The sequence below is a fragment of the Helicobacter apodemus genome (assembly GCF_000765745.2).
GTDB classification, from domain to species: Bacteria; Campylobacterota; Campylobacteria; order Campylobacterales; family Helicobacteraceae; genus Helicobacter_D; species Helicobacter_D apodemus.
In genome coordinates this window covers 1-905 of the sequence record NZ_JRPC02000097.1, presented here as the reverse complement: position 1 = coordinate 905, position 905 = coordinate 1, and the positions used below count along the sequence as shown (strand labels likewise).

At 35.9% G+C, this 905-nt stretch carries 1 pseudogene; it reads left to right on the top strand.

Features of this window, described 5'->3' with window-relative positions:
- Positions 1-905: pseudogene (locus LS72_RS11115) on the top strand (hypothetical protein); the annotation flags it as partial.

Sequence of the window (905 nt, the reverse complement as noted above, 5' to 3'; positions counted from 1 at the left end):
TTTAGGAACTTTTAAAAATACTGGAACCATAGAAGCTGTTGGTAATGCAGTGAATGTATATATTAATAAATCTACTCTTACAGATTTTAGTAATAGTGGAACTATTAAGAGTGAGGGGAATAGAGGAATAGTGATTAATATTTTAGGGGGGAGTAGTATAGAGACTTTTAAGAATAGTGGGACGATAGAGGGGGGTCGAGATGTGGTGCAAATTAATAGTAAAGCTACTATTGAGAACTTTGAGAATAAGGGGACGATACAAGGTGGTTGGAGTGGTATGTTTATAAATGGTGCAATCATTCAAACCCTCACTAATGAAGGAAGTATTATTAGTAAGAGTAGTGATGATACAGATGCAGGCATAAACTTACAAGGTGGAGGAACCATTGCAACTATTATCAATAAAGGAACGATAAGATCAAATAGTTTTGGAATTGGTGTTGCTAATGGTAAATTTGGAAAACTCTCTATGCAAGATGGGGCAGTAGTGCATGGAACAAAATATTCAGGTATTATAGTAGGACCAAACCAAACTCTAGGAGAACTTGAAATTAGTGGAGCTAATACTAAGATTAGTGGGGGTGAATATGGTATTTTCTTAGCGGGTAATTCCAAATCCCAAAAGATTACCATTAAAGATGGAGCGAGGATAGAGGGAGGAAAAAATGGAATCTTACTTAGAAAAGGTGCCAACCTTAGTGGAGATATTAACATATCAGGAGGAGCTAGAATAGAAGGAGAAACTGAGTATGGAATCAAACTTGAAACAGGTGCCAACCTCAGTGGAGATATTCTTATCTCAGGTCAAGGCTCTATGATAATAGGTAAAAATGCTGGTATTGGTAATAATAATGGAAAAATAACAGGTAATCTTACTATTAAAGATGGAGCAACTATAACCGCTA